This window comes from Streptomyces sp. NPDC004658 (genome assembly GCF_040609555.1).
GTDB lineage: Bacteria > Actinomycetota > Actinomycetes > Streptomycetales > Streptomycetaceae > Streptomyces.
This window is the reverse complement of sequence record NZ_JBEXKG010000005.1, coordinates 23071-49699: the sequence shown is the minus strand read 5'-3', so window position 1 is coordinate 49699 and position 26629 is coordinate 23071. Positions and strand designations below refer to the sequence as shown.

The window sequence follows — 26629 nt, the reverse complement described above, 5'->3', positions numbered from 1 at the left end:
TTCCTTTCGAGGAGCGGGCCCGCCCTTGTGTTGTTGAGAGGATCTGTACGTGAGTGACGAAGTACAGCCCGGCCATGTCCGTCTCCGTCTCGACCTGTCCTACGACGGCACCGACTTCCACGGCTGGGCCAAGCAGGCCGGTGGCAGGCGGACCGTGCAGGGGGAGATCGAGGACGCCCTGCGGACGGTGACCCGGTCACGGGAGACCTACGAGCTGACGGTCGCGGGGCGGACCGACGCCGGGGTGCACGCGCGCGGGCAGGTGGCGCACGTGGACCTGCCCGAGGGGGTCTGGCGCGAGCATCACGAGAAGCTGCTCAAGCGGCTCGCCGGCCGGCTGCCGAAGGACGTGCGGGTGTGGGCGCTCAGGGAGGCGCCGAGCGGGTTCAACGCGCGGTTCTCGGCCGTCTGGCGGCGCTACGCGTACCGGGTGACCGACAACCCGGGCGGGGTGGACCCGCTGCTGCGCAACCACGTGCTGTGGCACGACTGGCCGCTCGACGTGGACGCCATGAACGAGGCCGCCCGCGCGCTGCTCGGGGTGCACGACTTCGCCGCCTACTGCAAGCGGCGGGAGGGTGCGACGACGATCCGTACGCTCCAGGAGCTGAGCCTGGTCAGGGGGGACGACGGGATCATCACCGCCACCGTGCGCGCGGACGCCTTCTGCCACAACATGGTGCGGTCCCTGATCGGCGCGCTGCTGTTCGTGGGGGACGGGCACCGGGGGCCCGAGTGGCCCGGGAAGGTGCTGGCCGCGGGGGTGCGGGACTCCGCCGTGCATGTCGTACGGCCGCACGGGCTGACGCTGGAGGAGGTCGGCTATCCGGCCGACGAACTGCTGGCGGCCCGGAGCAGGGAGGCGCGGAACAAGCGGTCGCTGCCCGGAGCGTCGGGCTGTGAAACCTGTTAGTTACCTTCCATTTCGCTGATCTTATGCCTCATGTCTGGACTTACCAGGCGTAACACCCCTTAGCAACTCTTACGCGGTTCATACCTCTCGGATACAGTTGCGCCTCCCGGCCAAAAGTTCGACAGGGGTGGCCGGGGTTGGCTGGGGGGTCGACGGGCCGGAACGCCCGGGGTTGGACAAGGGCATGACTTCAGTGGGTCCCGTGCGGACCGGGGGGCGTCGCGCGGCGCGCCAGAGTGCGGGGCGGCGACGGGCCGGACGGGGCGGGAATCCCGCCCTCGGGCTGCTGCCGCTCCCGCCGACGGACCGGGAGAAGTACTCCTACGCGCACCGGCATCTGTGGATCCTGACCATCAGCTCACTGGTCAGCTTCTGCTGTCTGGTGATGAGCCAGTTCAAGCTGGCCCAGTCCACGCCGGTGCTGTGGATCTACACGCCGCTGCTGGTGTTCACGGTGATCTACTACCTGGTGTCGCTCCGGGTGAACGGCTTCACCCGGGACTTCGACATCGCCCACCACCGGCGGCTGGTGCAGAACTGGCGGCCCGAGGTGTACCCGTCCGTCGACGTGTTCCTGCCGGTGTGCGGGGAGCCCATCGAGGTGCTGCACAACACCTGGCGGCACGTGCGGGCGATGGCCGACCGCTACCCCGGGGTCTGCGTGCCGTTCGTGCTGGACGACGGCGCGAGCCCGGAGCTGGCCGCGATGGCGCGGGACTTCGGGTTCCGCTACGGCACCCGGGAGAACCGGGGCTGGTTCAAGAAGGCCGGCAATCTGCACTTCGGCTTCGCCCAGTCCGACGGCGAGTACATCCTCATCCTCGACGCCGACTTCACCCCGCGCGCGGATCTGCTGGAGGAACTGCTGCCCTACATGGACGCCGATCCCCGGATCGGGATCGTCCAGTCCCCGCAGTACTTCCGGGTGCTCGACTCGCAGAACTGGATCGAGCGCGGCGCGGGCGCGGTGCAGGAGCTGTTCTACCGGTCCGTGCAGGTGTCGCGGCAGGGCAGTGACGGCGCCATCTGCGTCGGTTCCTGCGCGATCTACCGGCGGGCGGCCCTGGAGACCAACGGCGGCACCACGCTGATCGAGCACTCCGAGGACGTGCACACCGGCTTCGACCTGCGCGGGCTCGGCTGGGACCTGCGGTACGTCCCGGTCGCGGTCTCCACCGGGGTGTGCCCGGACACCGCGGGCGCCTTCTTCAACCAGCAGTACCGCTGGTGCTCGGGATCGATGAGCCTGCTCGGCAGCCGCAAGTTCTGGCAGGCGAAGATCAAGCTCTCCAGCCGGCTGTGCTACATGTCCGGGTTCTTCTACTACATCCACACCGCGCTGTTCACCTTCGCGGCGCCGGTCATCCCGATCGTGCTGCTGCTGATGATGCCGGAGAAGCTCAAGGTGGAGCATCTGCTCCTGGTGCTGCCGAGCATCCTCTACACCACGATCGTCTTCCCGATGTGGCACCGGGCGCCGTACCGCCTGGAGGCGTGGGCGGCCCGCATGATGTACGGCTGGGCGCACGTCTTCGCCATCTGGGACATCCTGCGCAAGAACCGGATGGGCTGGCAGCCGACGGGCTCCTCCGGGGCCAAGAAGAACAAGACGCGGCGCTTCTGGATCGGCATGTGGGCCTGGAGCGGCGGCACGGCGCTGGTCTGGGTCACCGCGGCGGTGTACCGGACGTTCACCATGAACGCCCCGGACTTCGCCCTGATCCTGTCCTCCGGGTTGTTCTACGCGCTGGTCGTGGGCCGGGTCCTGGTCCAGCCGCGCTCGGGGGCGGAGGCCGTCTGATGCCACTGACGAAACGATTCCGCAACGGTCGTACGGCCCGACTCCACAGCGGCGGTACGGCCCGCGCCGCGCTGGCCGGCGTCCTCGTCGGCGTCCTCGCGCTGAGCGGCTGCTCGCTGCTCGGCGACTCCGGGGACTCGCCGTCGTCCGGCGGCGCCACGGCCGCCCCGCAGGCCACGGCCGGCACCGGCCAGGACGTCCCCTACGACGTCACCCCCCTGCTGAAGCCGGCGAGGAAGTACTTCGGCGCCGCGGTGCCGGGCGCGCCGCACTCCATGAAGAGCGTCGACGCGTACACGAGGATGACCGGCAAGCAGCCGAACCTGGTCGAGTACTACGCCGGCTGGGGCGACGGCTTCGACGCCACCGGGGTGCGCAACGCCTGGGCCGAGGGCGCACTGACGCTGATGTCCTGGGAGCCCTTCGACACCCCGCTCGCCGACATCGCGGCGGGCAAGTCGGACGCGTACCTCAAGAAGTACGCGACCGCGGTCCGCACGCTGAACCTGCCCGTGGTCATCGACTTCGCGGACGAGTTCAACGGCCACTGGGAGAAGTGGGGCACGAAGGACGTGACCCCGGCCCAGTACGTGGCCGCCTGGCGGCACATCCACCAGACCTTCGTGGACGAGGGCGCCACCAACGTCATCTGGGCCTGGTCGCCCAACATCGTCAACCCGGTCCCGGACGTGAAGCTCAAGCCGTACTACCCGGGCGACGCCTACGTCGACTGGGTCGGACTGATCGGCTACTTCACCGCCGGCGAGGACAACTCCTTCGACAGCGTCTTCGGGACCACCCGCGACCGGGTCCGCACCTTCACCGAGAAGCCGATCCTGCTGCTGGAGACCGGCGCCATGCCCGGCGAACGGCGGCGGGCCGACATCCGCAACCTGTTCGCGGGCGTCGCGGCGGACGACGACATGCTCGGCTTCGTCTGGTTCAACCACAAGAAGCGCGCCGACTGGCGGCTGGAGGCGAGCCCGCTGGCGCTGAAGGAGTTCAGACGCCTGGCCGCCGACGACCGGTTCGGCTTCGACGTACGGAAGCCGTCATGAGTTCACGACCCGAGTACTACGTCCCCCAGCCCTACGACCCGTACGCGGACGACGACCCGCAGGGCGGCTGGTTCAACTCCGACGGGTACGTCCCGCGCCGGCCGCAGGGCCACGAGAGTGCCCAGGGGCACGACACCGCCCAGGGCCACGAGACGCCCCAGGGCTACGGCGTCCCGCAGGGCTACGACAGCCCCGAGGGGTACGACTACGACCCCCGGACCTATCCGTACCAGCAGCAGGACGACCAGCCGACGTACGCCCTGCGCACGGTGGCCGAGCCGGCCGCGCCGGAGGAGCCCGGGTACACCGTGCCCGAGACGCCCGAGGTCGGCTGGGACATGGCCGCCAGCCGGCGGCGCGCCTGGGTCAGCCGGGCCGTGCTGCTGTTCGTCCTGGCCGTCCAGGCCGTGCTCTCGCTGCGCCTGTCCAACACGGCGTTCCAGGACGAGGCCCTGTACCTGGCCGCCGGCCACGCCGAACTGCAGCACCTGCTGCACGGCACCCCGCTGCCCATCGACTACGGCGCGTACTTCTCCGGCTCGCCGCAGCTGTACCCGGTCCTCGCCGCCGCCGTCGACGGCCGCTTCGGGCTCACCGGGGCCCGCCTCCTGAGCCTGGCCTTCATGCTGGGCACCACGGCGCTGCTGTACTCCTTCACCCGGCGGCTGTTCAACGAGCGGGCCGCGCTGGCCGGCGCGGCGCTCTTCGCCGTGGTGCAGTCCACGGTCGTCATGGGGTACTTCGCCACCTACGACGCCGCCGCGGTGTTCCTGCTGGCCCTGGCCACCTGGATCGTGGTCCGCACCGACCGGGCGCCCGTGGCCGCCGTGCTGCTCGCCGCGCCGGTCGCCGTCCTCGCCGTCGGTGTGAAGTACGCGTCGGCCCTGTACCTGCCGACCATCGTCGTGCTCGCGCTGCTCACCGGCTGGCCGCACAAGGGCGGCAAGGCCTTCCTGCGGATGCTGCTGCTCGCCCTCGGCGTCGGCGCCCTGCTGGCGGCCGGCATGTACAGCACCGATCTGCTCGCCGGTGTGCGGCAGACCACGACCAACCGCCAGCACGGCTCCGACAGCGCGGCCTTCCTGCTCCAGCGGTCGGCCCAGTGGGGCGGGCTGATGTTCCTCACCGCCGTCGGCGGCGCCCTGTCGTACGTGCGGCGCAGCCGGATGAACGAGTCGCCGATCGCCCAGCGGCTCGGCAACCCCGGCTGGCGCTGGCGGGCCCTGCTGGGCCTGGTGCTGTGCGGCACCGCGCTGCTCGCGCCCGCCTACCAGATGCACCTGGGGACCGTGGTCTCGCTGTTCAAGCACGTCGGCTTCGGCCTGCTGTTCGCCGCGCCGATGGCCGGCGTCGGCGTGACCCGGCTGATCGGGGCCCACTTCCGCTACCCCCAGCTCGGCATCATGCTGTGGACGGCGACGCTCTGCCTCGGCATCTCGCAGGCGGACTGGCGCTTCGGCGTCTGGCCCGACTCCTCGAAGATGATCCAGGTCATCGACTCCCACGTGGACCGCAAGGGCCACTACCTCGCCTCGACGCCCGAGGTGCCCGTCTACTACCTGCGCGACAGGACCAGCCACCGGCAGTGGCAGGGCGTCTTCGCCCTGGAGTACACGGACAAGAAGGGCACGTACCACAAGGGCGACGCCGCCTACCGCGCGGCGCTGCGCGACGGCGAGTTCGACCTGATCGTCCTGGACGGTCTCACCAATCCCCGGGTGGACACCGTCGTCGCGGACGCGGTCAAGGGCAATCCGCACTACCGGCTCCTCGCCGACCTGCCCTTCCGCAACTCCAGCGGCACCGGCCACTACCGCATCTGGGTCAAGACCGCCTGACGCACCCGAAGCACCTGATCTGAGAAAGGCCGTTCCCTTGCGGCTCACCGTCATCGGCACCGGCTACCTCGGTGCCACCCACGCCGCCTGCATGGCGGAGCTCGGCCACGACGTGCTCGGCGTCGACGTCGACCCGGAGAAGGTCGCCGCGCTGAGCGCTGGCCGTGTGCCCTTCCACGAGCCCGGACTGCCCGAGCTGATCGCGAAGCACACCGCGAGCGGCAGGCTGCGCTTCACGACCTCCTACGCCGAGGCGGGGGCCTTCGGCGAGGTGCACTTCGTGTGCGTCGGCACCCCGCAGCGCGCGGACTCCGGCGCCGCCGACCTGAGCCATGTCGACGCCGCCTTCGCCGCCCTGGCCGCCCACGCGGCACCGGACGCGCTGGTCGTCGGCAAGTCCACCGTGCCCGTCGGCACGGCGGAGCGGCTGGCGCGCACCTACGCCACCGAGGTCGCCTGGAACCCCGAGTTCCTGCGCGAGGGCTTCGCGGTCGAGGACACGCTGCGCCCGGACCGGCTGGTGTTCGGCGTGGACAGTGCCCGCGCCGAGACGATCCTGCGCGCCGTGTACGCCCCGGTCCTCGCCGCCGGCACCCCGCTCGTCACCGCCGACTTCCCGACCGCCGAGTTGGTCAAGACGGCCGCCAACGCCTTCCTCGCCACCAAGATCTCCTTCATCAACGCGATGGCCGAGGTCTGCGAGGCCGCCGGTGCCGATGTGCGCACCCTCGCCGAGGCGCTGGGCCACGACGACCGGATCGGCCCGAAGTTCCTGCGCGCCGGGATCGGGTTCGGCGGCGGCTGCCTGCCGAAGGACATCCGCGCCTTCGCGCACCGCGCCGAGGAGCTGGGCGTCCCGCTGACCTTCCTGCGCGAGGTCGACGCGATCAACATGCGGCGCCGGGACCGGGTGGTGGAGCTGGCCCGCGAGCTGTGCGGGTCGGACCTGCTCGGCGCCCGGGTCGCCGTCCTCGGCGCCGCCTTCAAGCCCGGCTCCGACGACATCCGCGACTCGCCGGCGCTGGCCGTGGCGGCCCGGCTGCGGCTGGAGGGCGCCGACGTCACCGTCCACGACCCCGAGGCGATGGACAACGCCCGCAAGGCGTTCCCGCTGCTCGGGTACGCGCTCACCGTGGAGGACGCGCTGCGCGGGGCCGACCTGGTCCTGCATCTGACCGAGTGGCCGCAGTTCCGGGAGATCGACCCGGAGCGGGCGGCGGCACTGGTGGCCCGGCCCCGGATCGTGGACGGGCGAGGGGTGCTCGACGGGGGCCGCTGGGCCGCGGCGGGCTGGCTTTTCCGGGCGCTGGGCACTCCGGCGCCCGCAGGGGAGGGACAGTGAGGGCACAGGACGAGCCGCCGGTCACCGTGGTGATGCCGACGTACAACGAGGCGGCGAACCTGCCGGGGATGGCCGAGGCGGTGCTCGGGCTGCCGCTGGCCGGGCTGCACCTGAAGATCGTCGACGACTCCAGCCCGGACGGCACCGGGCGGATCGCCGACGAGCTGGCGGCGGAGTACAACAGCGGCGGGCGGCGCCGGATGAGCGTGCTGCACCGCACCGAGAAGGACGGGCTGGGGCGGGCGTACACGGCGGGGATGTCCGCCGCGCTGGCGGAGGGCGCCGCGTACGTCGTCCAGATGGACGCCGACGGCAGCCACCCCGTGGAGGCCGTGCCCCGCATGCTGGAGGCGGCCCTCGCCTCCGGCGCCGGTCTCGTCGTGGGCAGCCGGTACGTCGAGGGCGGCTCGCTGGACGAGCGGTGGGGCGCGCACCGGGTGCTGCTGTCCCGCTTCGCCAACCGCTACGCGCGCGCCGTCCTCGGCACCGACATCCAGGACATCACGGCCGGCTTCAACCTGTGGTCGGCGGCCACCCTCAGGGACGTGGACCTGTCGTCCCTGGACAGCGCGGGCTACAGCTTCCAGGTGGAGCTGAAGTACAAGGCCGTACGCGCCGGGCACACGGCCGTGGAGATACCGATCCGGTTCGCCGAGCGCACGGAGGGTGCCTCCAAGATGACCCTGCGCACCCAGCTGGAGTCGGCCGTGGTGCCGCTGCGGCTGCGGCTGAAGCGGCAGTAGGCGAGCCCGGCTAGCGGGCGGCGGCCGAGGCCTGCGCCTGGCCGCGGCGGTGGATCTGGTTCGCGGTGAACTGGGCGAGGTCGTTGCCGGCGGCGAAGACCTTGGTGTCCTTGGTGGTGACGTCCTTGCCGCTGGTGAAACCGGAGATCGTGAAGTAGGCGTAGCGGCCGTAGGCGTTCCTGGTCGAGCGGCAGAACGCGCCGTCGCAGAAGGGCTTGACGCCCTTGCCGAACAGCGAGCGCACGATGCTCCGGTCGTCGGTCCGGCCCTTGGCCTTGGCGGCCTGGGCCGCGTCGTCGAAGACGGCGACGCCGACGGTGACCGCGATGCCGCCGTTGGTGTAGGTCACCCGCATCAGGCGGGTGCAGCCGTTGCCGGTGAGGATCTTGGGGAGGGTGCCGCCGGCGGCGGTGGCACAGCTCCTGGTGTCGGCCGCCGGGCCCTTCTTGTACACCGTGCCGCCCATGGTCAGCTGCGTGCCCGGGAACAGGGTGTCCGGGCTGAGCGGGGCGGTGTCCTTCTTGGCGCTGGATATGAAGTCCTCCGGGTCCAGCGGCGGCGGCGCGCTGGTGGGCGCGAAGGACGGCGTCGCGGTGCCCGTGCCGGGCAGCGATCCGCTGGCGGGCAGGTTGCTGGGGCCGGCCTGCGGGTCGCCGCCGTTCGCGGAGACGACGGCCATGGCGACCGCGGTGCCTATCGCGACGGTGGCGAGCGCGCCGCCTGCTATGAACAGCAGCTTGCGGCGCTTGTTCCGCGTCTCCGATGCCTCGGCGAGCGCGGCCCAGTCCGGCGTCCCGTCGTCGGATCCGCTGTTCCACGGCTGCTGGGAATTCGGTTTCCAGGGATCCCATTGAGACTGGGGTCCCCCCTGCCCGTAACTCATGGGGCGCATCTTAGACGGGGGGCCGGTGGTGCGGGGTCCCTCCGGCGGCCTGCCTCGTTTTGACCCGTCCGGGGGCTGCCCGGTAACCTACTTCTTCGTTGTGTATTGGCTTGCTCATTCTCACGGGACGGGCCCTTACACCGGTCCACCGGGCCGATGACCAGCGACCCCACGCACGCGGTTTGCGTCGCCGCCGTGGGTCAAGGCTGTCGTGATCGTTTCGGTGACCTTGTTTAGGACCATTCACTCGAAGCGAAGGCTACGAACCGTGCGTACGTACAGCCCCAAGCCCGGCGATGTGACGCGCCAGTGGCACGTCATCGACGCTCAGGACGTTGTCCTGGGCCGTCTCGCCACCACCGCTGCGACCCTTCTGCGGGGCAAGCACAAGCCGATCTACGCGCCGCACGTCGACGCTGGTGACTTCGTCATCATCATCAACGCCGACAAGGTGCACCTGTCCGGCAACAAGCGGACCCAGAAGATGGCGTACCGCCACTCCGGCTACCCGGGTGGTCTGCGCTCCGTCCGTTACGACGAGCTGCTCGACAAGAACCCCGAGAAGGCCATCGAGAAGGCCGTCAAGGGCATGCTCCCCAAGAACTCCCTGGGCCGTCAGATGCTCTCGAAGCTGAAGGTCTACAAGGGTGACCAGCACCCGCACGGCGCGCAGCAGCCGCAGCCGTACGAGATCACCCAGGTCGCGCAGTAAGTCCGGCCACCCCCTAAGACTGAAGAGAATCTGAGGAGAATCGTGGCCGAGACCACTGCCGAGCAGCCGCTCGAAGAGCTTGACATCGACAGCTACACCACCGAGTCCGAGGTCCCCGTCGAGGGCGAGTACACCTCGGAGTCCCTGGCCTCCCGCTTCGGCGAGCCGCAGCCGGCCGCCGGCCTGGGCCGCCGCAAGAACGCCATCGCCCGCGTCCGGATCGTCCCGGGCACCGGCAAGTGGAAGATCAACGGTCGCACCCTCGAGGACTACTTCCCGAACAAGGTGCACCAGCAGGAAGTCAACGAGCCGTTCAAGGTCCTGGAGCTCGAGGGCCGTTACGACGTCATCGCCCGCATCGCGGGTGGCGGTGTCTCCGGTCAGGCCGGTGCGCTCCGTCTCGGTGTCGCCCGTGCGCTGAACGAGGCCGACGTCGACAACAACCGTGGCCCGCTGAAGAAGGCCGGCTTCCTGCGCCGCGACGACCGCGCGGTCGAGCGGAAGAAGGCCGGTCTGAAGAAGGCCCGCAAGGCCCCGCAGTACAGCAAGCGCTAATCAGCAGCTGCCTCTGCTCGTACTCCGAACGCCCCGGCGGCACGCCACTTGTGCCGTCGGGGCGTTCGTTTATCCCCGCCAAGGGCGTATAACGACACAAGACGCTCAAAGGCTTGTGTGATCGGATGTCATGGCGTCTGCCATCATTCCCGGCAGCAAGGACGCTTCCTCAGGAGGACAAGTGGGACGACTCTTCGGCACGGACGGCGTGCGCGGTGTCGCCAACGCGGATCTGACGGCCGAGATGGCACTCGGCCTCTCCGTCGCCGCGGCGCACGTGCTGGCCGAGGCGGGCACCTTCGAGGGCCACAAGCCGACGGCGGTGGTCGGGCGGGACCCGCGCGCGTCCGGGGAGTTCCTGGAGGCGGCGGTGGTCGCGGGCCTGGCCAGCGCGGGCGTGGACGTCCTGCGGGTCGGCGTGCTGCCGACGCCGGCGGTGGCCCACCTGACCGGAGCGCTCGGCGCCGACCTCGGTGTGATGCTCTCCGCCAGCCACAACGCCATGCCGGACAACGGCATCAAGTTCTTCGCACGCGGCGGCCACAAACTCGCCGACGAGCTGGAGGACCGGATCGAGGCGGTCTACGACGCCCACCGGCACGGCGAGCCGTGGGAGCGGCCGACGGGCGCCGGGGTCGGGCGCATCCGGTCGTACGAGGAGGGCTTCGAGCAGTACGTCGCCCACCTGCTCGCGGTGCTGCCCAACCGGCTCGACGGGCTGAAGATCGTCCTGGACGAAGCGCACGGCGCGGCCTCGGGGGTCTCGCCGGAGGCGTTCGCCCGGGCCGGCGCCCAGGTCGTCACGATCGGCGCCGAGCCGGACGGCCTCAACATCAACGACGGCTGCGGCTCGACCCACCTGGACAAGCTCAAGGCCGCGGTCGTCGAGCACGGCGCCGACTTCGGCGTCGCGCACGACGGCGACGCCGACCGCTGCCTGGCCGTGGACCACACCGGCGAGGAGGTCGACGGCGACCAGATCCTCGCCGTGCTCGCGCTGGCGATGCGGGAGCGTTCCGCACTGCGCTCCGACACCGTCGTCGCGACCGTGATGTCCAACCTCGGCTTCAAGCTGGCCATGGAGCGCGCGGGCATCCGGCTCGTGCAGACGGCCGTGGGCGACCGGTACGTGCTGGAGGAGATGAAGGAGCACGGATACGCCCTCGGCGGCGAGCAGTCCGGGCACGTCATCGTCCTCGACCACGCGACCACCGGCGACGGCACGCTGACCGGGCTGCTGCTGGCGGCGCGGGTCGCGGAGACCGGCCGTACGCTGCGTGAGCTGGCCTCCGTCATGGAGCGGCTGCCGCAGGTGCTGATCAACGTGCCCGACGTGGACAAGTCGCGGGTGCGCACGTCGGCCGACCTCGCCGCCGCCGTGTCCGAGGCCGAGCGCGAACTCGGGGCGACCGGGCGGGTGTTGCTGCGTCCTTCCGGTACCGAGCCGCTGGTGCGGGTGATGGTGGAGGCCGCCGACATCGAGCAGGCGCGCTCCGTCGCCGGCCGGCTGGCCGACGCGGTGAAGTCCGCGCTGGGTTAGTGCCGGGCCGGGGCGCGGACCTGTGCGTTGCGGGCTGCGCCCCAGGGACGCCCCTAGGGATGTCGCCGGTGCCGCTTCCAGAAGGACTTCTGGGCGAGCAGGGTGAGCGTTCCGGCCAGGACGATGCCCAGCAGGTTCAGCAGGAGCTGTTCCGCGGAGCGTGCGGACTGGTGGGTGTCGTCATAGATCAGGGCCACGGCCGCGTTGGCGGCCGCGGGTACGGTCGTCACGGAGATGGCGACGCCCACCAGGGCGCCGGACTTGGCGGACGTCAGCGACAGCGTGCCGGCGATCCCCGCGAGCACGGCGACGACCAACGAGAACCAGTCCGGCGCGTAGATGAAGCCGGTGTTGGGCCGATCGGCCTCCAGCCGGGCCTTGCTGAACAGGCCGACAGCGTCCATCAGCAGACTGAACCCGGCGGTCAGGGCCATCGCCACGGCGAAGCCCACCAGCAGGGCGGTCAGCGAGCGCCACGCCAGGCGCGGACGGCGCCGCACGAGGGCCGTGCAGATGCCGGCCAGCGGGCCGAACTCCGGTCCCACCGCCATCGCGCCCACGATCAGGATCGCGTTGTCCAGCACCACACCGCAGGCCGCGATCATCGTCGCCAGGGTGATGAAGGCCACGTAGGTGACCGACAGCGTCGACTCCTCGTGGGTGGCCTCGGTCAGGCCCTCCCACAGCACCGCGTCCGCGCCCTCTCCCGGCGCCTCCTCCTCGGCCTGGTCGGCCCGCCGGGACAGGGAGAGGTCGATGGTCTCCATGGCGATCGAGCCGGTGTCGTCCAGGCCGAGGCGCCGCAGCCCGGCGATCAGTTCGTCGCCCGCCTCGCGGGCCACGTCGCACAGGACGAGGTCTCCGGCGGGGTCGCGGGCGGCGCCGGGCAGGACCACCAGGTGGGTGGCGCCGACCGTCGCCTCGATCAGGCGCACCACCTCGTCGGTCCGCTCCGCCGGGGTGATCAGACGCAGATGCAGCATGGCCCCCATCCAACACGTACCGCACGTACCGCTACAGCTTGCGGAGCCTGAGGCGCTGGACCTTGTGGTCCTGGCCCTTGCGGAGGATGAGGGTGGCCCGTCCGCGCGTCGGGGCGATGTTCTCGACGAGGTTGGGCTTGTTGATGGTCCGCCAGAGCGTGCGGGCGTAGTCCAGGGCCTCCTCCTCGGAGACCTGGGTGTACTTGCGGAAGTACGAGTTCGGGTTCTGGAACGCGGTCTGGCGCAGCTTCTTGAAGCGGCTGAGGTACCAGCTCTCGATGTCGTCGGCGCTCGCGTCGACGTACACGCTGAAGTCGAAGTAGTCGGCGAGACCGACCCGGGTGCGGCCGTCCTTGCCGGGCAGGGCGGGCTGGAGGACGTTCAGGCCCTCCACGATCAGGATGTCCGGGCGGCGGACGGTGAGCTTCTCGCCGGGCACGATGTCGTAGATGAGGTGCGAGTAGACCGGCGCGGACACCTCGTCCTTGCCGGCCTTGATGTCGGCGACGAAACGGGTGAGGGCCCGGCGGTCGTAGGACTCGGGGAAGCCCTTGCGCGACATCAGTCCGCGGGCCTCCAACTCCCGTGTGGGCAGCAGGAAGCCGTCCGTCGTGACCAGTTCCACGCGCGGGTGCTCGGGCCAGCGGGAGAGCAGGGCCTGGAGCAGGCGGGCGACCGTGGACTTGCCCACGGCGACCGAGCCGGCGACCCCTATGACGAACGGGGTGCCGGACTGGGAGCCCTTCTCCCCGAGGAAGGTGTTCAGCGCGCCCCGGAGGCCGTCCGTGGCGCCGACGTAGAGATTGAGGAGCCGGGAGAGCGGGAGGTAGATGTCCCGCACCTCGTCCAGGTCGATGACGTCACCGAGGCCGCGGAGCTTCTCCACCTCCTCGGCGGTGAGCGGCAGCGGCGTCTTGTCGCGCAGCGCGCTCCACTCGGCACGGGTGAGATCGACGTAGGGAGTCGCCTCCGGCCTGTGCCGGTGGGCGCTCCGGGGCATCGAGGAGACCGGTGAGATCACAGTCCATTGTTAACGGAGTTTGAACGGCACGGCGGGTGGGGTCCGTCACGCACGCCGTCCCGACCGCCGCGGGCCTTCGTACGACGGTGGGAATTTCCGATTTCGGGCAGGCGGAGGCCGTTTCTGATCGTTGTCGGCCCGTAGGCTGCCGCCCATGTGCGGAATCGTGGGATACGTAGGGTCGCAGTCGGCGCTCGATGTCGTGATGGCCGGGCTGAAGCGGCTGGAGTACCGGGGGTACGACTCGGCGGGTGTCGCCGTGCTGGCGGACGGCGGGCTGGCCGCCGCGAAGAAGGCCGGGAAGCTGGTCAACCTGGAGAAGGAACTGGTCGAACGGCCGCTGCCGGCCGGCTCGACCGGCATCGGCCACACGCGCTGGGCCACCCACGGCGGCCCCACGGACGCCAACGCGCACCCGCACCTGGACAACGCGGGCCGGGTCGCTGTGGTCCACAACGGCATCATCGAGAACTTCGCGGTGCTGCGCGCCGAACTGGCCGAGCGCGGCCACGAGCTGACCTCCGAGACGGACACCGAGGTCGTCGCCCACCTGCTGGCCGAGGAGTTCTCGGCGACCGCCGACCTCGCCGAGGCGATGCGGCTGGTGTGCCGGCGGCTGGAGGGCGCGTTCACGCTGGTCGCGGTGCACGCCGACGACCCGGACGTGGTGGTCGGCGCCCGCCGGAACTCGCCCCTGGTGGTGGGTGTCGGCGAGGGCGAGGCGTTCCTGGCCTCCGACGTCGCCGCGTTCATCGCCCACACGCGCTCGGCGATCGAACTCGGCCAGGACCAGGTCGTGGAGCTGCGGCGCGACGGCGTCACGGTGACCGGCTTCGACGGCCGCCCGGCCGAGGTCCGCTCCTACCACGTGGACTGGGACGCCTCGGCGGCCGAGAAGGGCGGCTACGACTACTTCATGCTCAAGGAGATCGCCGAACAGCCCAAGGCGGTCGCCGACACCCTGCTCGGCCGCATCGACCCGTCCGGCTCGCTGACCCTGGACGAGGTGCGGATCAGCCCCTCCGAGCTGCGCGAGATCGACAAGGTCGTCATCGTCGCGTGCGGTACGGCCTTCCACGCGGGCCTGATCGCCAAGTACGCCATCGAGCACTGGACGCGCATCCCGTGCGAGGTCGAGCTGGCCAGCGAGTTCCGCTACCGGGACCCGATCCTGGACGGGCAGTCGCTGGTCATCGCCATCTCGCAGTCCGGCGAGACCATGGACACCCTGATGGCGCTGCGGCACGCCCGCGAGCAGGGCTCGAAGGTGCTGGCGATCTGCAACACCAACGGCTCGACGATCCCGCGCGAGTCGGACGCCGTGCTGTACACGCACGCGGGCCCCGAGGTCGCCGTCGCCTCCACGAAGGCGTTCCTGACCCAGCTGGTCGCCTGCTACCTGGTCGCGCTGTACCTGGGCCAGGTGCGGGGCACCAAGTGGGGCGACGAGATCCAGGCGGTGATCAAGGACCTGTCCCGCATCTCCGAGGAGGTCGAGCGGGTCCTGGAGACCATGGAGCCGGTGCGGGCGCTGGCGCGCACGCTGGCCGACAAGGGCACGGTGCTGTTCCTTGGCCGGCACGTGGGCTACCCGGTGGCCCTCGAAGGCGCGCTCAAGCTGAAGGAACTGGCCTACATGCACGCCGAGGGCTTCGCCGCCGGTGAGCTGAAGCACGGCCCGATCGCGCTGATCGAGGAGGACGTGCCGGTGGTCGTCGTCGTCCCGTCCCCGCGCGGCCGGTCGGTCCTGCACGACAAGATCGTCTCCAACATCCAGGAGATCAGGGCGCGCGGCGCGCGGACGATCGTGATCGCGGAGGAGGGCGACGAGGCGGTCGTCCCGTACGCCGACCACCTGATCCGCATCCCGGCCACGCCCACCCTGCTGCAGCCGCTGGTGGCCACGGTCCCGCTCCAGGTCTTCGCCTGCGAGCTGGCCACGGCCCGGGGCAACGAGGTGGACCAGCCGCGCAACCTGGCCAAGTCGGTCACGGTGGAGTGAGCCGGCGGGGCCTCGTCAGGCGACCTTCGTCAGTGGACGGAGAAGCCGCCGTCCACGTGGATCGACTGGCCCGTGACGTAGGCGGAGGCGCGGCCGGCCAGGAACACGGCCGCGCCCGCGAAGTCCTCGGCGAGGCCGTTGCGCCCGACCATCGTGCGTGCGGCGAGGGCCGCCACCTTCCCCGGATCCTCCTGCAGCCGCCGGTTGAGCGGGGTCAGCACGAAGCCCGGCACCAGGGTGTTGCAGGTGACGCCGTACGGTGACCAGGCCTCGGCCTGGGAACGGGCGAGGGATTCCAGACCCCCCTTGGAGACGCCGTACGCGCCGCTCTGCACGAAGGCGCGGTGGGCCTGCTGGGAGGTGATGTGGATGATCCGCCCGAAGCCCCGCTCGGCCATGCCGGGGCCGAACCGCTGCCCGAGCAGGAACGGCGCCTCCAGGTTCACCGTCATGGTGGTGTCCCAGACGTCCTCGCCCAACTCGTCCATCGGCGGGCGCAGGTTGATCCCTGCGGAGTTCACCAGGATGTCGGGCTCGCCGAAGACGGCCGCCGCCTCCTCGGCCGCCGCCCGCACGCCGTCGCGGGTGCCCAGGTCACCGCTGACCCACGCCGCCCGGCAGCCGTCCGACGCCAACTCGTCCACGGTGGCGGCCAGTTCCGTCTTTCTCCGCGCCACGATCACCACGCTCGCCCCGGCCCGGGCCAGCGCCCCGGCGATGGCCCGCCCGATACCGGAACTGCCACCGGTCACCACGGCGACACGGCCGTCCAGGGAGAAGAGGTCGGAGAGATAGGCATGCGACGGCGTCATGCCGGAAGCGTAGAACGCGTGCTCCCGCCGCCGTGCGGCGCCCGGGGGTCCGACGTGGTGTCGCCGTGTCGCTTGTCACCGGGGTCGTAGGGTGCTCGGCATGAGCATCATCGGGGTGGGCATCGACGTCGCCGAGATCGACCGGTTCCGGGCGTCCCTGGAGCGGACGCCGGGCCTGGCCGACCGGCTGTTCGTGGAGCGGGAGCTGCTGCTGCCCAGCGGGGAGAGGCGCGGCATCGCCTCGCTCGCGGCCCGGTTCGCCGCCAAGGAGGCGCTGGCGAAGGCCCTGGGCGCGCCGCCGGGGCTGCAGTGGACCGACGCCGAGGTGTACGTGGAGGACACCGGGCAGCCGCGGCTGCGGGTGAAGGGGACCGTGGCCGCGCGGGCCGCCGAGCTGGGCGTGCGGGCCTGGCACGTGTCGCTCAGTCATGACGCGGGCGTGGCCTCGGCCGTGGTGGTCGCCGAGGGCTGACCGGTGCCCGTCCCGGGTGTGGGCGGTGGGGGTTACGGGGCAGACTCGGTGCCATGCGTACTGCGTACAGCGTGGAGACGGTAAGGGCCGCCGAGCGGGCGCTGATGGCACGGCTGCCGGAGGGCGCGCTGATGCAGCGGGCCGCCGCCGGGCTGGCCGCCGCCTGCGCCGAACTGCTCGGGCGGGTGTACGGCAGCCGGGTGGTGCTGCTCGTCGGCAGCGGCGACAACGGCGGGGACGCCCTGTACGCGGGGGCCCGGCTGGCCCGGCGCGGCGCCGGCGTGACGGCCGTCCTGCTGGCGCCCGGACGGGCCCACGGCGGAGGGCTGGCCGCCTTGCGGCGGGCGGGCGGCACGGTGGTCACCGCGGACCCCGCCTCCTCGGACGAACCGGTCCTGCGGGCCGACCTGGTGGTGGACGGCATCGTCGGGATCGGGGGCAGGGGCGGGCTGCGGCCGGACGCCGAGCGGCTCGCCGGGGTGGTGGCGCGGTCCCGGGCCGCCGTCGTGGCCGTGGACCTGCCCAGCGGTGTCGACGCGGACACCGGGGAGGTGCGGGGGGCCGCGCTCCGGGCCGACCTGACCGTCACCTTCGGCGCGTACAAGCCGGGGCTGCTGGTGGATCCCGCCCGGGAGTACGCGGGGGTGGTGCGGCTCGTCGACATCGGTCTCGAACCGCCGCCCGCCGACGCCGTACTGGAGGCCCCGCAACACGCCGACGTGGCGCGGCTGTTGCCGCAGCCGACGGGGGAGAGCGACAAGTACCGGCGCGGGGTGGTCGGGATCGCCGCCGGGTCGGCCCGCTATCCCGGGGCGGCCGTGCTGGCGGTGTCGGGCGCGCTGCGGGGCGGGGCCGGGGCCGTGCGGTACGTCGGGCCGGCCGGGGACGCGGTCATCGCCCGCTTCCCGGAGACCCTCGTCTCCGACGCCGGGCCGGCGAAGGCCGGGCGGGTGCAGGCCTGGGTGGTCGGGCCGGGCGCCGGGGACGACGCGGGCACCGTCGCCGAGGTGCTGGAGGCGGACGTGCCGGTGCTGCTGGACGCGGACGGGCTGCGACTGGCCGACCGGGACGCGGTACGGCGGCGTACGGCGCCGACGCTGATGACCCCGCACGCGGGGGAGGCCGCCGCGTTGCTGGGGGTGCGGCGCGAGGAGGTCGAGGCGGCCCGGCTGGCCGCGGTGCGGGAGCTGGCGGCGGTGTACCGGGCGACCGTGCTGCTGAAGGGGTCGACGACACTGGTCGCCGACTTCGCGGGCGGTCCGGTGCGGGTGAACGCCACGGGGACGCCGTGGCTGGCCACCGCCGGGAGCGGGGACGTGCTGTCCGGGCTGGCGGGGTCCCTGCTGGCGGCGGGGCTGGACGCGGCGGACGCGGGGAGCGTGGCGGCGTATCTGCACGGGCTGGCGGGCCGCTTCGCCGCGGACGGCGCGCCGACGGGCGCGCATGACGTGGCGTCACGCATTCCGCAGGCGTGGAGGGACGTAAGGGACTGAACGAAACCGCCGCCCTCCGGGCGCGAGGGCGGTGCGACGCCCTGGGGCATCGAGCGGCGTCGGCCGGGGCGGTGGTGCGGCCGACGGCGGTCCGACTCCCCAGGGGCGCGGGGAACTGCGCGACCAGCCCCACGCACCCGCGGTCCGCTGACAGGCGCCCCCACGCACCCGCGCTCCGCCGACAGCCGCCCCCACGCACCCGCAGTCCACTGACCGCCCGTCGCCCCGGCGTACCCGCGCTCCGCCGACAGCCGCCCCGCACCCGCGCTCGGGGACGGCGCAGGTCGGACGACGGGGGGCGACCCGGCCCACGCCCCGCGCAGGGCGGCTCTGAGAGACTGGGGCGCGATGAGTGAGACAGCACCTGTGCCGACCGCCGCCCTGCGTGCCCGCGCCGAGATCGATCTGGGCGCCCTGCGCGCCAATGTGCGGGCCCTGCGCGCCCGGGCCGAGGGCGCCGCCGTGATGGCCGTCGTCAAGTCCGACGGATACGGCCACGGCGCGGTGCCGTGTGCCCGCGAAGCCCTCGCGGCCGGCGCGAGCTGGCTCGGCACGGCCACGGCCGAGGAGGCCCTCGCCCTGCGCGCGGCCGGGCTGCCCGGCCGCATCCTGTGCTGGCTGTGGGTGCCGGGCGGGCCCTGGCGGCAGGCGATCGAGGCCGACATCGACGTCTCGTTGAGCGGCATGTGGGCCCTGCGGGAGGTCGTCGAGGCGGCCCGTGCGGCGGGGCGCCCCGCGCGCGTGCAGCTCAAGGCGGACACCGGACTCGGCCGCAACGGCTGCCAGCCGGGGGAGGACTGGTCCGAGCTGGTCGGCGCCGCCCTGCGCGCGCAGGCCGAGGGACTGGTCCGCGTCACCGGCCTGTGGTCGCACTTCGCGTGCGCCGACGAGCCGGGGCACCCGTCCATCGCCGCACAGCTCACCCGCTTCCACGAGATGCTGGCGTACGCCGAGGGACAGGGCGTACGGCCCGAGGTGCGGCACATCGCCAACTCGCCGGCCACCCTCACCGTGTCCGAGTCCCACTTCGACCTGGTCCGCACGGGCATCGCCCTGTACGGCGTCTCGCCCAGCCCGGAGCTGGGCACCCCGGCGGACTTCGGACTGCGCCCGGTGATGACGCTCAGCGCCTCGCTGGCCCTGGTCAAGCGGGCTCCGGCCGGACACGGCGTCAGCTACGGCCACCACTACGTCACCCCCGGCGAGACCACGCTCGGCCTGGTGCCGGTCGGTTACGCGGACGGCGTTCCGCGGCACGCCTCGGGCACCGGACCGGTGCTGGTCGGCGGCAAGTGGCGGACGATCGCCGGGCGGGTCGCCATGGACCAGTTCGTGGTGGACCTGGGCGGTGACGAGCCGCCGGTGGGCAGCGAGGCCGTGCTGTTCGGGCCCGGTGACCGCGGTGAACCCACGGCCGAGGACTGGGCCCAGGCCTGCGGCACGATCGCGTACGAGATCGTCACACGCATCGGAACGCGCGTTCCCCGCGTCTACGTGAACGGGTCCGTGTGAAACGGGCCCACGCGACCGGGTCCGTGTGAACGGGCCCGTGTGACCGGATCCGCGTGAACGCGCCCATGTGAGCGCATTCATGTGAACACGCAAGAACTCGGGTAACCCGTTCCGCGGCGGCACCCGTCCAGGCGAACTGCAGTACGGCGAAGTACGGCGAAGAGGAGCGGTACGTGAGCGAGAGCAGCGCGGAGGTCGTGGCGGACGTCATCGCCTCCGCGGCCGCCTCCGCCGCGGGGGCGGCCGGGAGCTGGCGCAGGGCGACCGGCATCGCCGGTGCCGCGATAGGCGTGCTCGCCGCGGGAGCGGCGGCCGGGGTCGCCATCGAGCGGATGACGGTGGGGCGCGCGATGCGCCGCAGGGCCCGGCTGGCGCTGGACTCGGCGGGCCCGTACGGCACCCTGCGCGGCACCCCGGGCAAGGCGTACGCCGACGACGGCACCGAGCTGTACTACGAGGTGGACGAGGTCGAGCCCGATGCGGGACCCAACGTCTCGCCGCGCCGGCGCCGGCTGTTCGGCCGCAAGGCGCCCGCCCCGGTCACCGTCGTCTTCTGCCACGGCTACTGCCTCAGCCAGGAATCCTGGCACTTCCAGCGGGCGGCCCTGCGCGGCGTCGTGCGGACCGTGCACTGGGACCAGCGCAGCCACGGGCGGTCCGGGCGGGGCGTGGCCCAGACCCGGGACCGGGCGCCCGTCACCATCGACCAGCTCGGCCGCGATCTGAAGGCCGTGCTCGACGCCGCCGCACCGGCCGGGCCCCTGGTGCTGGTCGGTCACTCCATGGGCGGCATGACCATGATGGCCCTCGCCGCGGAGTACCCCGAGCTGATCCGGGACCGCGTGGTCGCGACCGCCTTCGTCGGGACGTCGTCCGGGCGGCTCGGCGAGGTCAACTTCGGACTGCCGGTGGCCGGCGTCAACGCGGTCCGCCGGATCCTCCCCGGGGTGCTGAAGGCGCTGGGGCAGCAGGCCGAGTGGGTGGAGAAGGGGCGCCGGGCCACCGCCGACCTGTTCGCCGGGATCATCAAGCGCTACTCGTTCGCGGGCCGGGACGTCGACCCGGCGGTGGAGCGCTTCGCCGAGCGGATGATCGAGTCGACGCCGATCGACGTGGTCGCCGAGTTCTACCCGGCCTTCACCGACCACGACAAGACCGAGGCGCTCGTCTGCTTCCGCGACATGCCGGTGCTCGTGCTGGCCGGCGTCCAGGACCTGGTCACGCCCAGCGAGCACAGCGAGGCCATCGCCGACCTGCTGCCCGACGCCGAGCTGGTGCTCGTGCCGGACGCCGGGCACCTGGTGATGCTGGAGCACCCGGAGGTGGTCACCGACCGCCTCGCCGACCTGCTCACCCGCGCGGGTGCGGTGCCCGCAGGGGCTACCGTAAGTGGCTATGGAAGCACCAGCAGCACCGCACAACCCCGCTGAGACCCAGCTGACCGTCACCTCCCCGGAGCAGATGCGGGAGCTGGGCCGCCGACTGGCCAAGCTGCTGCGCGCGGGCGACCTCGTGATGCTCACCGGGGAGCTGGGCGCGGGCAAGACCACGCTGACCCGCGGGCTCGGTGAGGGCCTGGGCGTGCGCGGCGCGGTCACCTCGCCGACCTTCGTGATCGCCCGGGTGCACCCGTCCCTCGGTGACGGCCCGCCCCTGGTGCACGTCGACGCCTACCGGCTCTCCGGCGGCCTGGACGAGATGGAGGACCTGGACCTCGACGTCTCGCTGCCCGACTCGGTGATCGTCGTGGAATGGGGCGAGGGCAAGGTCGAGGAACTGACCGAGGACCGCCTCCAGGTGGTCATCCACCGCGCGGTCGGCGACACCACGGACGAGGTGCGGCACGTGACGGTGACCGGCCTGGGCGAACGCTGGTCCGACACGGACCTGGAGCCGCTGTCCGGCTGAGACCGCCGACACGTTCCGACAAGCCGTCGGCAAGATATTGCGCAGGACATCCCGGGCGTGGTCACATGGTACCCAGCCCGTACTTAGGTGTGCCTAAGTACGTCCGCCCCCGCAGCTCAGGAGGCGTCCATGCCCACGGTGCAACCGGTGTCCATGCGCGATCTGCTGGCGGCCTGCGCCGCGGCGGACGCCGTCTCCCGGCCGCCGCGGCCGGAGCCCGCCGAGGGCGCGCCCGCCGGACGTGCGGATGCCGCCGCGTGGGAATGCCCGGCCGCGACGGACCACCGGACGCCCGACACCACGGCCCGGCACACGGACAGGCCCTAGCGGATCACCACGACCCTCACGCCGATCGTCGCGAAGTTCCACATCGCGTCCCCGTCCGCCCGCGTCTCCCGGATGCCCCCCGTCTTCACGCCGGAGTCGGCCGCCGCGGCCCCCGCAGCGCCGTCCACCGGCGCGCTGAACCCGATGGTCACCCCGTTCACGCTGGTGAACCGCACGACGTGCTCGATGGGGATGCCGTCGGTGCCGGTGGCCGCGTGGGAGCGGGACGTGACCCAGTACGTGCCGACCGGCGGGTCGACGCTGCCCGGCCGCACCGGGAAGGTGCGCTGCACCCGGTTCCCGGGGGCGACCAGCCAGATCCGGTCGTCGTCCACCGAGTACACCACCCGTTCACCCGTTCCGGAGCCGCTCGGCAGGGCGGTCGGGTTGTGCCGGTCCCGGGGCGCCTTGGACGTGGGCGTGGCGTGCACCGCCGGGCTCGCGCCCAGGGCCGCCGGGACGGTCACCTGGGCCCGGTAGGCGAGGAAGCCGACCGTTCCCAGCGCCGCCGCGGTGAGGGCGGCCACGATCCCCGAGCTGGTCCCTGCCACCTGCGCCACCTCTGCCTCGTGCCGTCTTCCGGTACATATGTCGTACTTCGTACTGACCGTAGCAGTCGGTGACCGTCCGTCCCGGACGACCCTGCGGGCGGCGCGGGCGCCGTAGGCTGTTCGCGTGCTCTTGCTCGCTCTGGATACCGCAACACCCGCCGTCACCGTCGCCCTGCACGACGGCACGGACGTCATCGCCTCGTCGAGCCAGGTGGACGCGCGCCGGCACGGAGAGCTGCTGCTGCCGGCCGTCGACCGGGTCCTCGCCGAGGCCGGACTGAGGCTGGAGGCCGTCACCGGGATCGTCGTCGGCACCGGGCCCGGCCCCTACACCGGCCTGCGCGTCGGCCTGATGACCGCCGACACCTTCGGCCTCGCGCTCGGCGTCCCCGTGCACGGTCTGTGCACGCTCGACGGCCTCGCCTACGCCGCCGACATCGAGAAGGGCCCCTTCGTCGTGGCGACCGACGCCCGGCGCAAGGAGGTCTACTGGGCCACGTACGCCGACTCCCGGACCCGGCTGACCGGCCCGGCCGTCGACCGCCCGGCCGACATCGCCGAGCAGGTCGCGGGCCTCCCGGCGGTCGGCGCCGGCGCGCTGCTCTACCCGGACACGTTCCCGCGCGCCCACGAGCCCGAGCACGTGTCCGCCGCCGCCCTCGCCTCGCTCGCCGCGGAGAAGCTGGCCGCGGGCGAGGAACTCATGGCGCCCCGGCCGCTGTACCTGCGCCGGCCGGACGCCCAGGTCCCCAAGAACTACAAGGTGGTCACCCCCAAGTGACACAGCCGGCACCTCCCCGACTGCGCGAGATGCGCTGGTGGGACATCGACGTGGTCCTGGAGCTGGAGCGGGACCTGTTCCCCGAGGACGCCTGGTCCCGGGGCATGTTCTGGTCCGAGCTGGCCCACTCCCGGGGCCCCGAGGCCACCCGCTGCTATCTCGTCGCCGAGTCCGCCGACGGCCGGGTCGTCGGGTACGCGGGCCTGGCCGCCGCCGGTGACCTGGCCGACGTGCAGACCATCGCGGTCGCCCGCGACCACCAGGGCACCGGCCTCGGCGCCCGCCTGCTGACCGAGCTGCTGCGCGCGGCGACCGCGTTCGAGTGCCACGAGGTGATGCTCGAATGCCGGGTGGACAACCTTCCCGCCCAGAAGCTCTACGAGCGCTTCGGCTTCACCCCGATCGGCTTCCGGCGCGGCTACTACCAGCCGGGCAACGTGGACGCCCTGGTGATGCGCCTGACCACGGAACCCGGCAGCGGCCCGGCCGCCGGCTCCGCCTCAGTACAAGGAACCGATATCCATGACTGACGAACCTCTCGTCCTCGGCATCGAGACCTCCTGCGACGAGACCGGCGTCGGCATCGTCCGCGGCACCACCCTGCTGGCGGACGCCGTCGCCTCCAGCGTCGACGAGCACGCCCGCTTCGGCGGCGTGGTCCCGGAGGTGGCCTCCCGGGCGCACCTGGAGGCGATGGTCCCCACCATCGACCGCGCGTTGAAGGAGGCGGGGGTCGGCGCCAAGGACCTGGACGGCATCGCGGTCACCGCGGGCCCCGGCCTCGCGGGCGCCCTGCTCGTCGGCGTCTCGGCGGCCAAGGCGTACGCCTACGCGCTCGGCAAGCCCCTGTACGGCGTCAACCACCTCGCCTCGCACATCTGCGTGGACCAGCTGGAGCACGGCCCGCTGCCCGAGCCGACGATGGCCCTGCTGGTCTCCGGCGGCCACTCCTCGCTGCTGCTGTCGGAGGACATCACCTCCGACGTCCGTCCGATGGGCTCGACCATCGACGACGCGGCCGGCGAGGCCTTCGACAAGATCGCCCGCGTGCTGGACCTGGGCTTCCCCGGCGGCCCGGTCATCGACCGGTACGCGCGCGAGGGCGACCCGGAGGCCATCGCCTTCCCGCGCGGCCTGACCGGCCCGCGCGACCCGGCGTACGACTTCTCCTTCTCCGGCCTGAAGACCGCCGTGGCCCGCTGGATCGAGGCCCGGCGCGCGGCCGGCGAGGAGGTCCCGGTCCGCGACGTGGCCGCCTCCTTCCAGGAGGCCGTGGTCGACGTGCTGACCCGCAAGGCCGTCCGCGCCTGCAAGGACGAGGGCGTGGACCACCTGATGATCGGCGGCGGTGTGGCGGCCAACTCCCGGCTGCGCGCCCTCGCCCAGGAGCGCTGCGAGGCCGCCGGCATCCGGCTGCGCGTGCCGCGCCCCAAGCTGTGCACGGACAACGGCGCGATGGTGGCCGCGCTCGGCGCCGAGATGGTCGCCCGGGGCCGGGCCGCGTCCAGCTGGGACCTGTCGGCCGACTCCTCGCTGCCGGTGACCGACCCGCACGTGCCCGGCCACGACCACGTGCACGAGGTCAGCAAGGAGAACCTCTACTCGTGACCGTCGCCCTGATGTGGGAGGCCCGGGCGGCCGACGGCCGGGGCGCGGACCTGCTGGCCTGGGTGCGCGAACAGCCCCTGGCGGCGGAGCCGTTGCGGCGCGAGACCTTCCGCGCGCCGCAGGACCGGGTGCTGGTCGTCACGTGGTGGGACGCGCCGTACGACGCCCCGCTCCCCGAACTGCCGGAGCCGGACCCGGACCTGGTGACCCGGGCCGTGCACCGGTGGCGGTTCGAGTCGGTGGCGGAGGGCTGAGTTGGGGAACCGGCCCCGACTGCGCTATGATCATCACACAGCGAACGGCCGGAACACCGGTCCGGACGCAGTGCGTTGGTGGTCCAAGGAAAGACGCCCCGCTTCCTGCGGGGAGATGCAGGTGCAAGGCCTGCCCGGCGCTCCACTCGACACCCCGCCCCCGGGTTTCCGGCGGCGGGGTGTTCGCGTTGCGCGCACCCGTGGCGAACCGGTGGCGAAAGTTTCGGAAGGTCTTTCGAATGTTCCGGTGGGCTCCTGGTGTGCCGGGGGCTTCGTCGAGCGGTCCGGCGAGGATACGATCGCGGGCATGAAGCCCTCGAAGCCCGCAGGAACGCAGACGGCGACCCTCGCCGAGATCGCCCGTGAGGCGGGGGTCTCCGCTCCGACTGTTTCGAAGGTCCTCAACGGCCGGGCCGATGTCTCCCCCGCGACCCGCACCCGCGTCGAGGAGCTGCTGCGCGCCTACGGCTACCGGCGCCGCCGTGCCGAGGCCTCCCGCTCGCCCCTGATCGACGTCGTCTTCCACGAGCTGGAGAGCGCCTGGGCGATGGAGGTCATCCGGGGCGTGGAGAACGTCGCCCGGGACGCCGGACTGAGTGTGGTCCTGTCCGAGTCGGCCGGCCGGCTCACCCCCGGCCGCACCTGGGCCGACCAGGTCGCCGCCCGCCGCCCGCACGGCGTGGTGCTGGTCCTCTCCGAGCTCGACGAGTCCCAGCGGGCGCTGCTGACCAGCCGCTCCATCCCGTTCGTGGTGATGGACCCGGCCGGCGACCCGGGCCCGGACGTGCCCTCCATCGGCGCCACCAACTGGCAGGGCGGCCTCGCCGCCACCCGCCACCTGGTGGAACTCGGCCACACCCGGATCGGCGCGATCAGCGGCCCGTCCCGGATGATGTGCAGCCGGGCCCGGGTCGACGGCTACCGGGCCGCGCTGGAGACGGCCGGGCTGCCCGTCGACCCCTCCCTCGTCGTGGCCGGCGACTTCCACCACGACGCGGGCTACCGCCTGGGCCTGGAGCTGCTGCGCCGCCCGGACCGGCCCACCGCCGTCTTCGCGGGCAACGACCTTCAGGCGCTCGGCCTGTACGAGGCCGCCCGTGAGCTGGGCCTGCGCGTCCCGGAGGACCTGAGCGTGGTCGGCTTCGACGATCTGCCGGTGGCCCGCTGGGTGGGGCCGCCGCTGACGACCGTACGGCAGCCGCTCACCGAGATGGCCGAGGCCGCGGCCCGGCTGGTGCTGGAGCTGGGGAGCGAGCGCGAGGAGCGGGCGGCGACCCGGGTGGAGCTGGCGACGAGCCTGGTGGTGCGGTCGAGCACGCACGTGCCCCCGGCCGTTTAGCGGCGCGTGCGGCCGGTCTTCCAACGGGCCGGTGCCGGAGGGTGGTTGGGTGCCCTGTGCTTCAACGCGTCGTGGAACAGCGCCAATCCGGTACTCACCGTGACGTTGGATGAGAATTTCGCAAGAAAACCGACTCGGACGGGCTTCCGCTAACACTCCCCTAATAATTCGGACTTATGTT

The 26629-nt window shown here is 72.3% G+C and carries 26 protein-coding genes and 1 tRNA gene; 22 read left to right on the top strand and 5 right to left on the bottom strand.

Annotated features, from left to right (window positions below; genetic code table 11):
* The first annotated feature begins 49 nt into the window (after nucleotides 1–49).
* From truA to ABZV94_RS03710, 6 genes are all read left to right on the top strand, one after another.
* Entirely contained in the window at nucleotides 50–913 is an 864-nt protein-coding gene (gene truA / locus ABZV94_RS03735) for a tRNA pseudouridine(38-40) synthase TruA (protein WP_356336813.1), read from the top strand.
* 382 nt (nucleotides 914–1295) lie between these two features.
* Entirely contained in the window at nucleotides 1296–2714 is a 1419-nt protein-coding gene (locus tag ABZV94_RS03730) for a glycosyltransferase family 2 protein (protein WP_356336914.1), read from the top strand.
* Nucleotides 2714–3772 (top strand): glycosyl hydrolase, encoded by a 1059-nt coding sequence (locus ABZV94_RS03725; protein ID WP_356336811.1) that lies wholly within the window; start codon nucleotides 2714–2716, stop codon nucleotides 3770–3772. Before ABZV94_RS03730 ends, ABZV94_RS03725 begins: the two co-directional genes overlap by 1 nt.
* Complete coding sequence (locus ABZV94_RS03720; RefSeq protein WP_356336809.1) at nucleotides 3769–5610, top strand: glycosyltransferase family 39 protein; 1842 nt, start codon at nucleotides 3769–3771, stop codon at nucleotides 5608–5610. Before ABZV94_RS03725 ends, ABZV94_RS03720 begins: the two co-directional genes overlap by 4 nt.
* Before the next feature lie 37 nt (nucleotides 5611–5647).
* Nucleotides 5648–6952: a UDP-glucose/GDP-mannose dehydrogenase family protein gene (locus tag ABZV94_RS03715; protein ID WP_356336806.1), complete on the top strand. Its 1305-nt coding sequence runs from the start codon at nucleotides 5648–5650 to the stop codon at nucleotides 6950–6952.
* A complete protein-coding gene (locus tag ABZV94_RS03710; RefSeq protein ID WP_356336804.1) occupies nucleotides 6949–7695 on the top strand; it encodes a polyprenol monophosphomannose synthase in 747 nt (248 codons plus the stop codon). Before ABZV94_RS03715 ends, ABZV94_RS03710 begins: the two co-directional genes overlap by 4 nt.
* Nucleotides 7696–7705: 10 nt before the next feature.
* On the opposite strand, the gene ABZV94_RS03705 is transcribed toward ABZV94_RS03710, so the two are convergent.
* Nucleotides 7706–8578, bottom strand: a complete 873-nt coding sequence (locus ABZV94_RS03705; protein WP_356336802.1) for a hypothetical protein — start codon at nucleotides 8576–8578, stop codon at nucleotides 7706–7708.
* A 268-nt stretch (nucleotides 8579–8846) separates the two neighbouring features.
* Here ABZV94_RS03705 and rplM point away from each other — a divergent pair, with 268 nt between their 5' ends.
* The 3 genes from rplM to glmM all read left to right on the top strand — a co-directional run bounded on the left by rplM (nucleotide 8847) and on the right by glmM (nucleotide 11385).
* Nucleotides 8847–9290: a 50S ribosomal protein L13 gene (rplM, locus tag ABZV94_RS03700; RefSeq protein ID WP_003998796.1), complete on the top strand. Its 444-nt coding sequence runs from the start codon at nucleotides 8847–8849 to the stop codon at nucleotides 9288–9290.
* 42 nt (nucleotides 9291–9332) lie between these two features.
* Nucleotides 9333–9845: a 30S ribosomal protein S9 gene (gene rpsI, locus ABZV94_RS03695; protein WP_003998795.1), complete on the top strand. Its 513-nt coding sequence runs from the start codon at nucleotides 9333–9335 to the stop codon at nucleotides 9843–9845.
* Nucleotides 9846–10026: 181 nt separating this feature from the next.
* Complete coding sequence (glmM, locus tag ABZV94_RS03690) at nucleotides 10027–11385, top strand: phosphoglucosamine mutase (protein ID WP_356336800.1); 1359 nt, start codon at nucleotides 10027–10029, stop codon at nucleotides 11383–11385.
* Between the two features lie 53 nt (nucleotides 11386–11438).
* Here glmM and ABZV94_RS03685 read toward each other — a convergent pair whose 3' ends face one another.
* Together ABZV94_RS03685 and coaA are read right to left on the bottom strand one after the other, a co-directional pair.
* Entirely contained in the window at nucleotides 11439–12368 is a 930-nt protein-coding gene (locus tag ABZV94_RS03685) for a DUF389 domain-containing protein (protein ID WP_356336797.1), read from the bottom strand.
* A 31-nt stretch (nucleotides 12369–12399) separates the two neighbouring features.
* Nucleotides 12400–13389 (bottom strand): type I pantothenate kinase, encoded by a 990-nt coding sequence (gene coaA, locus ABZV94_RS03680; RefSeq protein ID WP_356336795.1) that lies wholly within the window; start codon nucleotides 13387–13389, stop codon nucleotides 12400–12402.
* A 154-nt stretch (nucleotides 13390–13543) separates the two neighbouring features.
* Here coaA and glmS point away from each other — a divergent pair, with 154 nt between their 5' ends.
* Nucleotides 13544–15391 carry a glutamine--fructose-6-phosphate transaminase (isomerizing) gene (gene glmS, locus ABZV94_RS03675; protein ID WP_356336794.1) on the top strand — a complete coding sequence of 616 codons (1848 nt, stop codon included), beginning with the start codon at nucleotides 13544–13546 and terminating at the stop codon, nucleotides 15389–15391.
* A gap of 29 nt (nucleotides 15392–15420) precedes the next feature.
* Here glmS and ABZV94_RS03670 read toward each other — a convergent pair whose 3' ends face one another.
* Nucleotides 15421–16203 (bottom strand): SDR family oxidoreductase, encoded by a 783-nt coding sequence (locus tag ABZV94_RS03670; protein ID WP_356336791.1) that lies wholly within the window; start codon nucleotides 16201–16203, stop codon nucleotides 15421–15423.
* Nucleotides 16204–16303: 100 nt separating this feature from the next.
* Between ABZV94_RS03670 and ABZV94_RS03665 the strand changes: the two genes are divergently transcribed.
* The 6 genes from ABZV94_RS03665 to ABZV94_RS03640 all read left to right on the top strand — a co-directional run bounded on the left by ABZV94_RS03665 (nucleotide 16304) and on the right by ABZV94_RS03640 (nucleotide 21915).
* The gene (locus ABZV94_RS03665; protein ID WP_356336789.1) at nucleotides 16304–16675 is read left to right on the top strand and encodes a holo-ACP synthase; all 372 of its coding nucleotides are present in this window, start codon (nucleotides 16304–16306) and stop codon (nucleotides 16673–16675) included.
* A 53-nt stretch (nucleotides 16676–16728) separates the two neighbouring features.
* Nucleotides 16729–18168: an NAD(P)H-hydrate dehydratase gene (locus ABZV94_RS03660; RefSeq protein ID WP_356336787.1), complete on the top strand. Its 1440-nt coding sequence runs from the start codon at nucleotides 16729–16731 to the stop codon at nucleotides 18166–18168.
* A gap of 348 nt (nucleotides 18169–18516) precedes the next feature.
* A complete protein-coding gene (gene alr / locus ABZV94_RS03655; RefSeq protein ID WP_356336784.1) occupies nucleotides 18517–19680 on the top strand; it encodes an alanine racemase in 1164 nt (387 codons plus the stop codon).
* A 173-nt stretch (nucleotides 19681–19853) separates the two neighbouring features.
* A complete protein-coding gene (locus ABZV94_RS03650) occupies nucleotides 19854–21110 on the top strand; it encodes an alpha/beta hydrolase (RefSeq protein ID WP_356336783.1) in 1257 nt (418 codons plus the stop codon).
* A complete protein-coding gene (tsaE, locus tag ABZV94_RS03645; protein ID WP_356336781.1) occupies nucleotides 21076–21588 on the top strand; it encodes a tRNA (adenosine(37)-N6)-threonylcarbamoyltransferase complex ATPase subunit type 1 TsaE in 513 nt (170 codons plus the stop codon). Before ABZV94_RS03650 ends, tsaE begins: the two co-directional genes overlap by 35 nt.
* 129 nt (nucleotides 21589–21717) lie before the next feature.
* Entirely contained in the window at nucleotides 21718–21915 is a 198-nt protein-coding gene (locus tag ABZV94_RS03640; protein WP_356336921.1) for a hypothetical protein, read from the top strand.
* On the opposite strand, the gene ABZV94_RS03635 is transcribed toward ABZV94_RS03640, so the two are convergent.
* On the bottom strand, nucleotides 21912–22466 hold the full coding sequence (locus ABZV94_RS03635) for a hypothetical protein (protein ID WP_356336778.1): 555 nt from the start codon (nucleotides 22464–22466) through the stop codon (nucleotides 21912–21914). The genes ABZV94_RS03640 and ABZV94_RS03635 overlap by 4 nt on opposite strands.
* Before the next feature lie 124 nt (nucleotides 22467–22590).
* Between ABZV94_RS03635 and tsaB the strand changes: the two genes are divergently transcribed.
* The 6 genes from tsaB to ABZV94_RS03605 all read left to right on the top strand — a co-directional run bounded on the left by tsaB (nucleotide 22591) and on the right by ABZV94_RS03605 (nucleotide 26448).
* On the top strand, nucleotides 22591–23247 hold the full coding sequence (gene tsaB, locus ABZV94_RS03630; RefSeq protein ID WP_356336777.1) for a tRNA (adenosine(37)-N6)-threonylcarbamoyltransferase complex dimerization subunit type 1 TsaB: 657 nt from the start codon (nucleotides 22591–22593) through the stop codon (nucleotides 23245–23247).
* A 29-nt stretch (nucleotides 23248–23276) separates the two neighbouring features.
* Nucleotides 23277–23777: a ribosomal protein S18-alanine N-acetyltransferase gene (gene rimI, locus ABZV94_RS03625; RefSeq protein WP_356336912.1), complete on the top strand. Its 501-nt coding sequence runs from the start codon at nucleotides 23277–23279 to the stop codon at nucleotides 23775–23777.
* On the top strand, nucleotides 23770–24855 hold the full coding sequence (tsaD, locus tag ABZV94_RS03620) for a tRNA (adenosine(37)-N6)-threonylcarbamoyltransferase complex transferase subunit TsaD (RefSeq protein ID WP_356336775.1): 1086 nt from the start codon (nucleotides 23770–23772) through the stop codon (nucleotides 24853–24855). The genes rimI and tsaD overlap by 8 nt, the downstream gene beginning before the upstream one ends.
* Nucleotides 24852–25109, top strand: coding sequence for a hypothetical protein (locus ABZV94_RS03615; protein WP_356336773.1), 258 nt, complete (start codon nucleotides 24852–24854; stop codon nucleotides 25107–25109). The genes tsaD and ABZV94_RS03615 overlap by 4 nt, the downstream gene beginning before the upstream one ends.
* 72 nt (nucleotides 25110–25181) lie before the next feature.
* A tRNA-Gly gene (locus ABZV94_RS03610) sits at nucleotides 25182–25254 on the top strand.
* 162 nt (nucleotides 25255–25416) lie between these two features.
* Nucleotides 25417–26448 carry a LacI family DNA-binding transcriptional regulator gene (locus ABZV94_RS03605; protein ID WP_356336770.1) on the top strand — a complete coding sequence of 344 codons (1032 nt, stop codon included), beginning with the start codon at nucleotides 25417–25419 and terminating at the stop codon, nucleotides 26446–26448.
* The last annotated feature ends 181 nt before the right edge of the window (nucleotides 26449–26629 follow it).

Excerpts from the sequence above, each read along its gene's own strand:
- ABZV94_RS03665 (WP_356336789.1), top strand. The coding sequence starts at position 16,304 with ATGAGCATCATCGGGGTGGGCATCGACGTCGCCGAGATCGACCGGTTC.
- glmS (WP_356336794.1), top strand. The coding sequence starts at position 13,544 with ATGTGCGGAATCGTGGGATACGTAGGGTCGCAGTCGGCGCTCGATGTC.
- tsaE (WP_356336781.1), top strand. The coding sequence starts at position 21,076 with ATGGAAGCACCAGCAGCACCGCACAACCCCGCTGAGACCCAGCTGACC.
- ABZV94_RS03725 (WP_356336811.1), top strand. The coding sequence starts at position 2,714 with ATGCCACTGACGAAACGATTCCGCAACGGTCGTACGGCCCGACTCCAC.
- rimI (WP_356336912.1), top strand. The coding sequence starts at position 23,277 with ATGCGCTGGTGGGACATCGACGTGGTCCTGGAGCTGGAGCGGGACCTG.
- alr (WP_356336784.1), top strand. The coding sequence starts at position 18,517 with ATGAGTGAGACAGCACCTGTGCCGACCGCCGCCCTGCGTGCCCGCGCC.
- ABZV94_RS03660 (WP_356336787.1), top strand. The coding sequence starts at position 16,729 with ATGCGTACTGCGTACAGCGTGGAGACGGTAAGGGCCGCCGAGCGGGCG.
- ABZV94_RS03720 (WP_356336809.1), top strand. The coding sequence starts at position 3,769 with ATGAGTTCACGACCCGAGTACTACGTCCCCCAGCCCTACGACCCGTAC.
- ABZV94_RS03685 (WP_356336797.1), bottom strand. The coding sequence starts at position 12,368 with ATGCTGCATCTGCGTCTGATCACCCCGGCGGAGCGGACCGACGAGGTG.
- ABZV94_RS03605 (WP_356336770.1), top strand. The coding sequence starts at position 25,417 with ATGAAGCCCTCGAAGCCCGCAGGAACGCAGACGGCGACCCTCGCCGAG.
- tsaD (WP_356336775.1), top strand. The coding sequence starts at position 23,770 with ATGACTGACGAACCTCTCGTCCTCGGCATCGAGACCTCCTGCGACGAG.
- ABZV94_RS03640 (WP_356336921.1), top strand. The coding sequence starts at position 21,718 with ATGCCCACGGTGCAACCGGTGTCCATGCGCGATCTGCTGGCGGCCTGC.
- ABZV94_RS03705 (WP_356336802.1), bottom strand. The coding sequence starts at position 8,578 with ATGAGTTACGGGCAGGGGGGACCCCAGTCTCAATGGGATCCCTGGAAA.
- ABZV94_RS03670 (WP_356336791.1), bottom strand. The coding sequence starts at position 16,203 with ATGACGCCGTCGCATGCCTATCTCTCCGACCTCTTCTCCCTGGACGGC.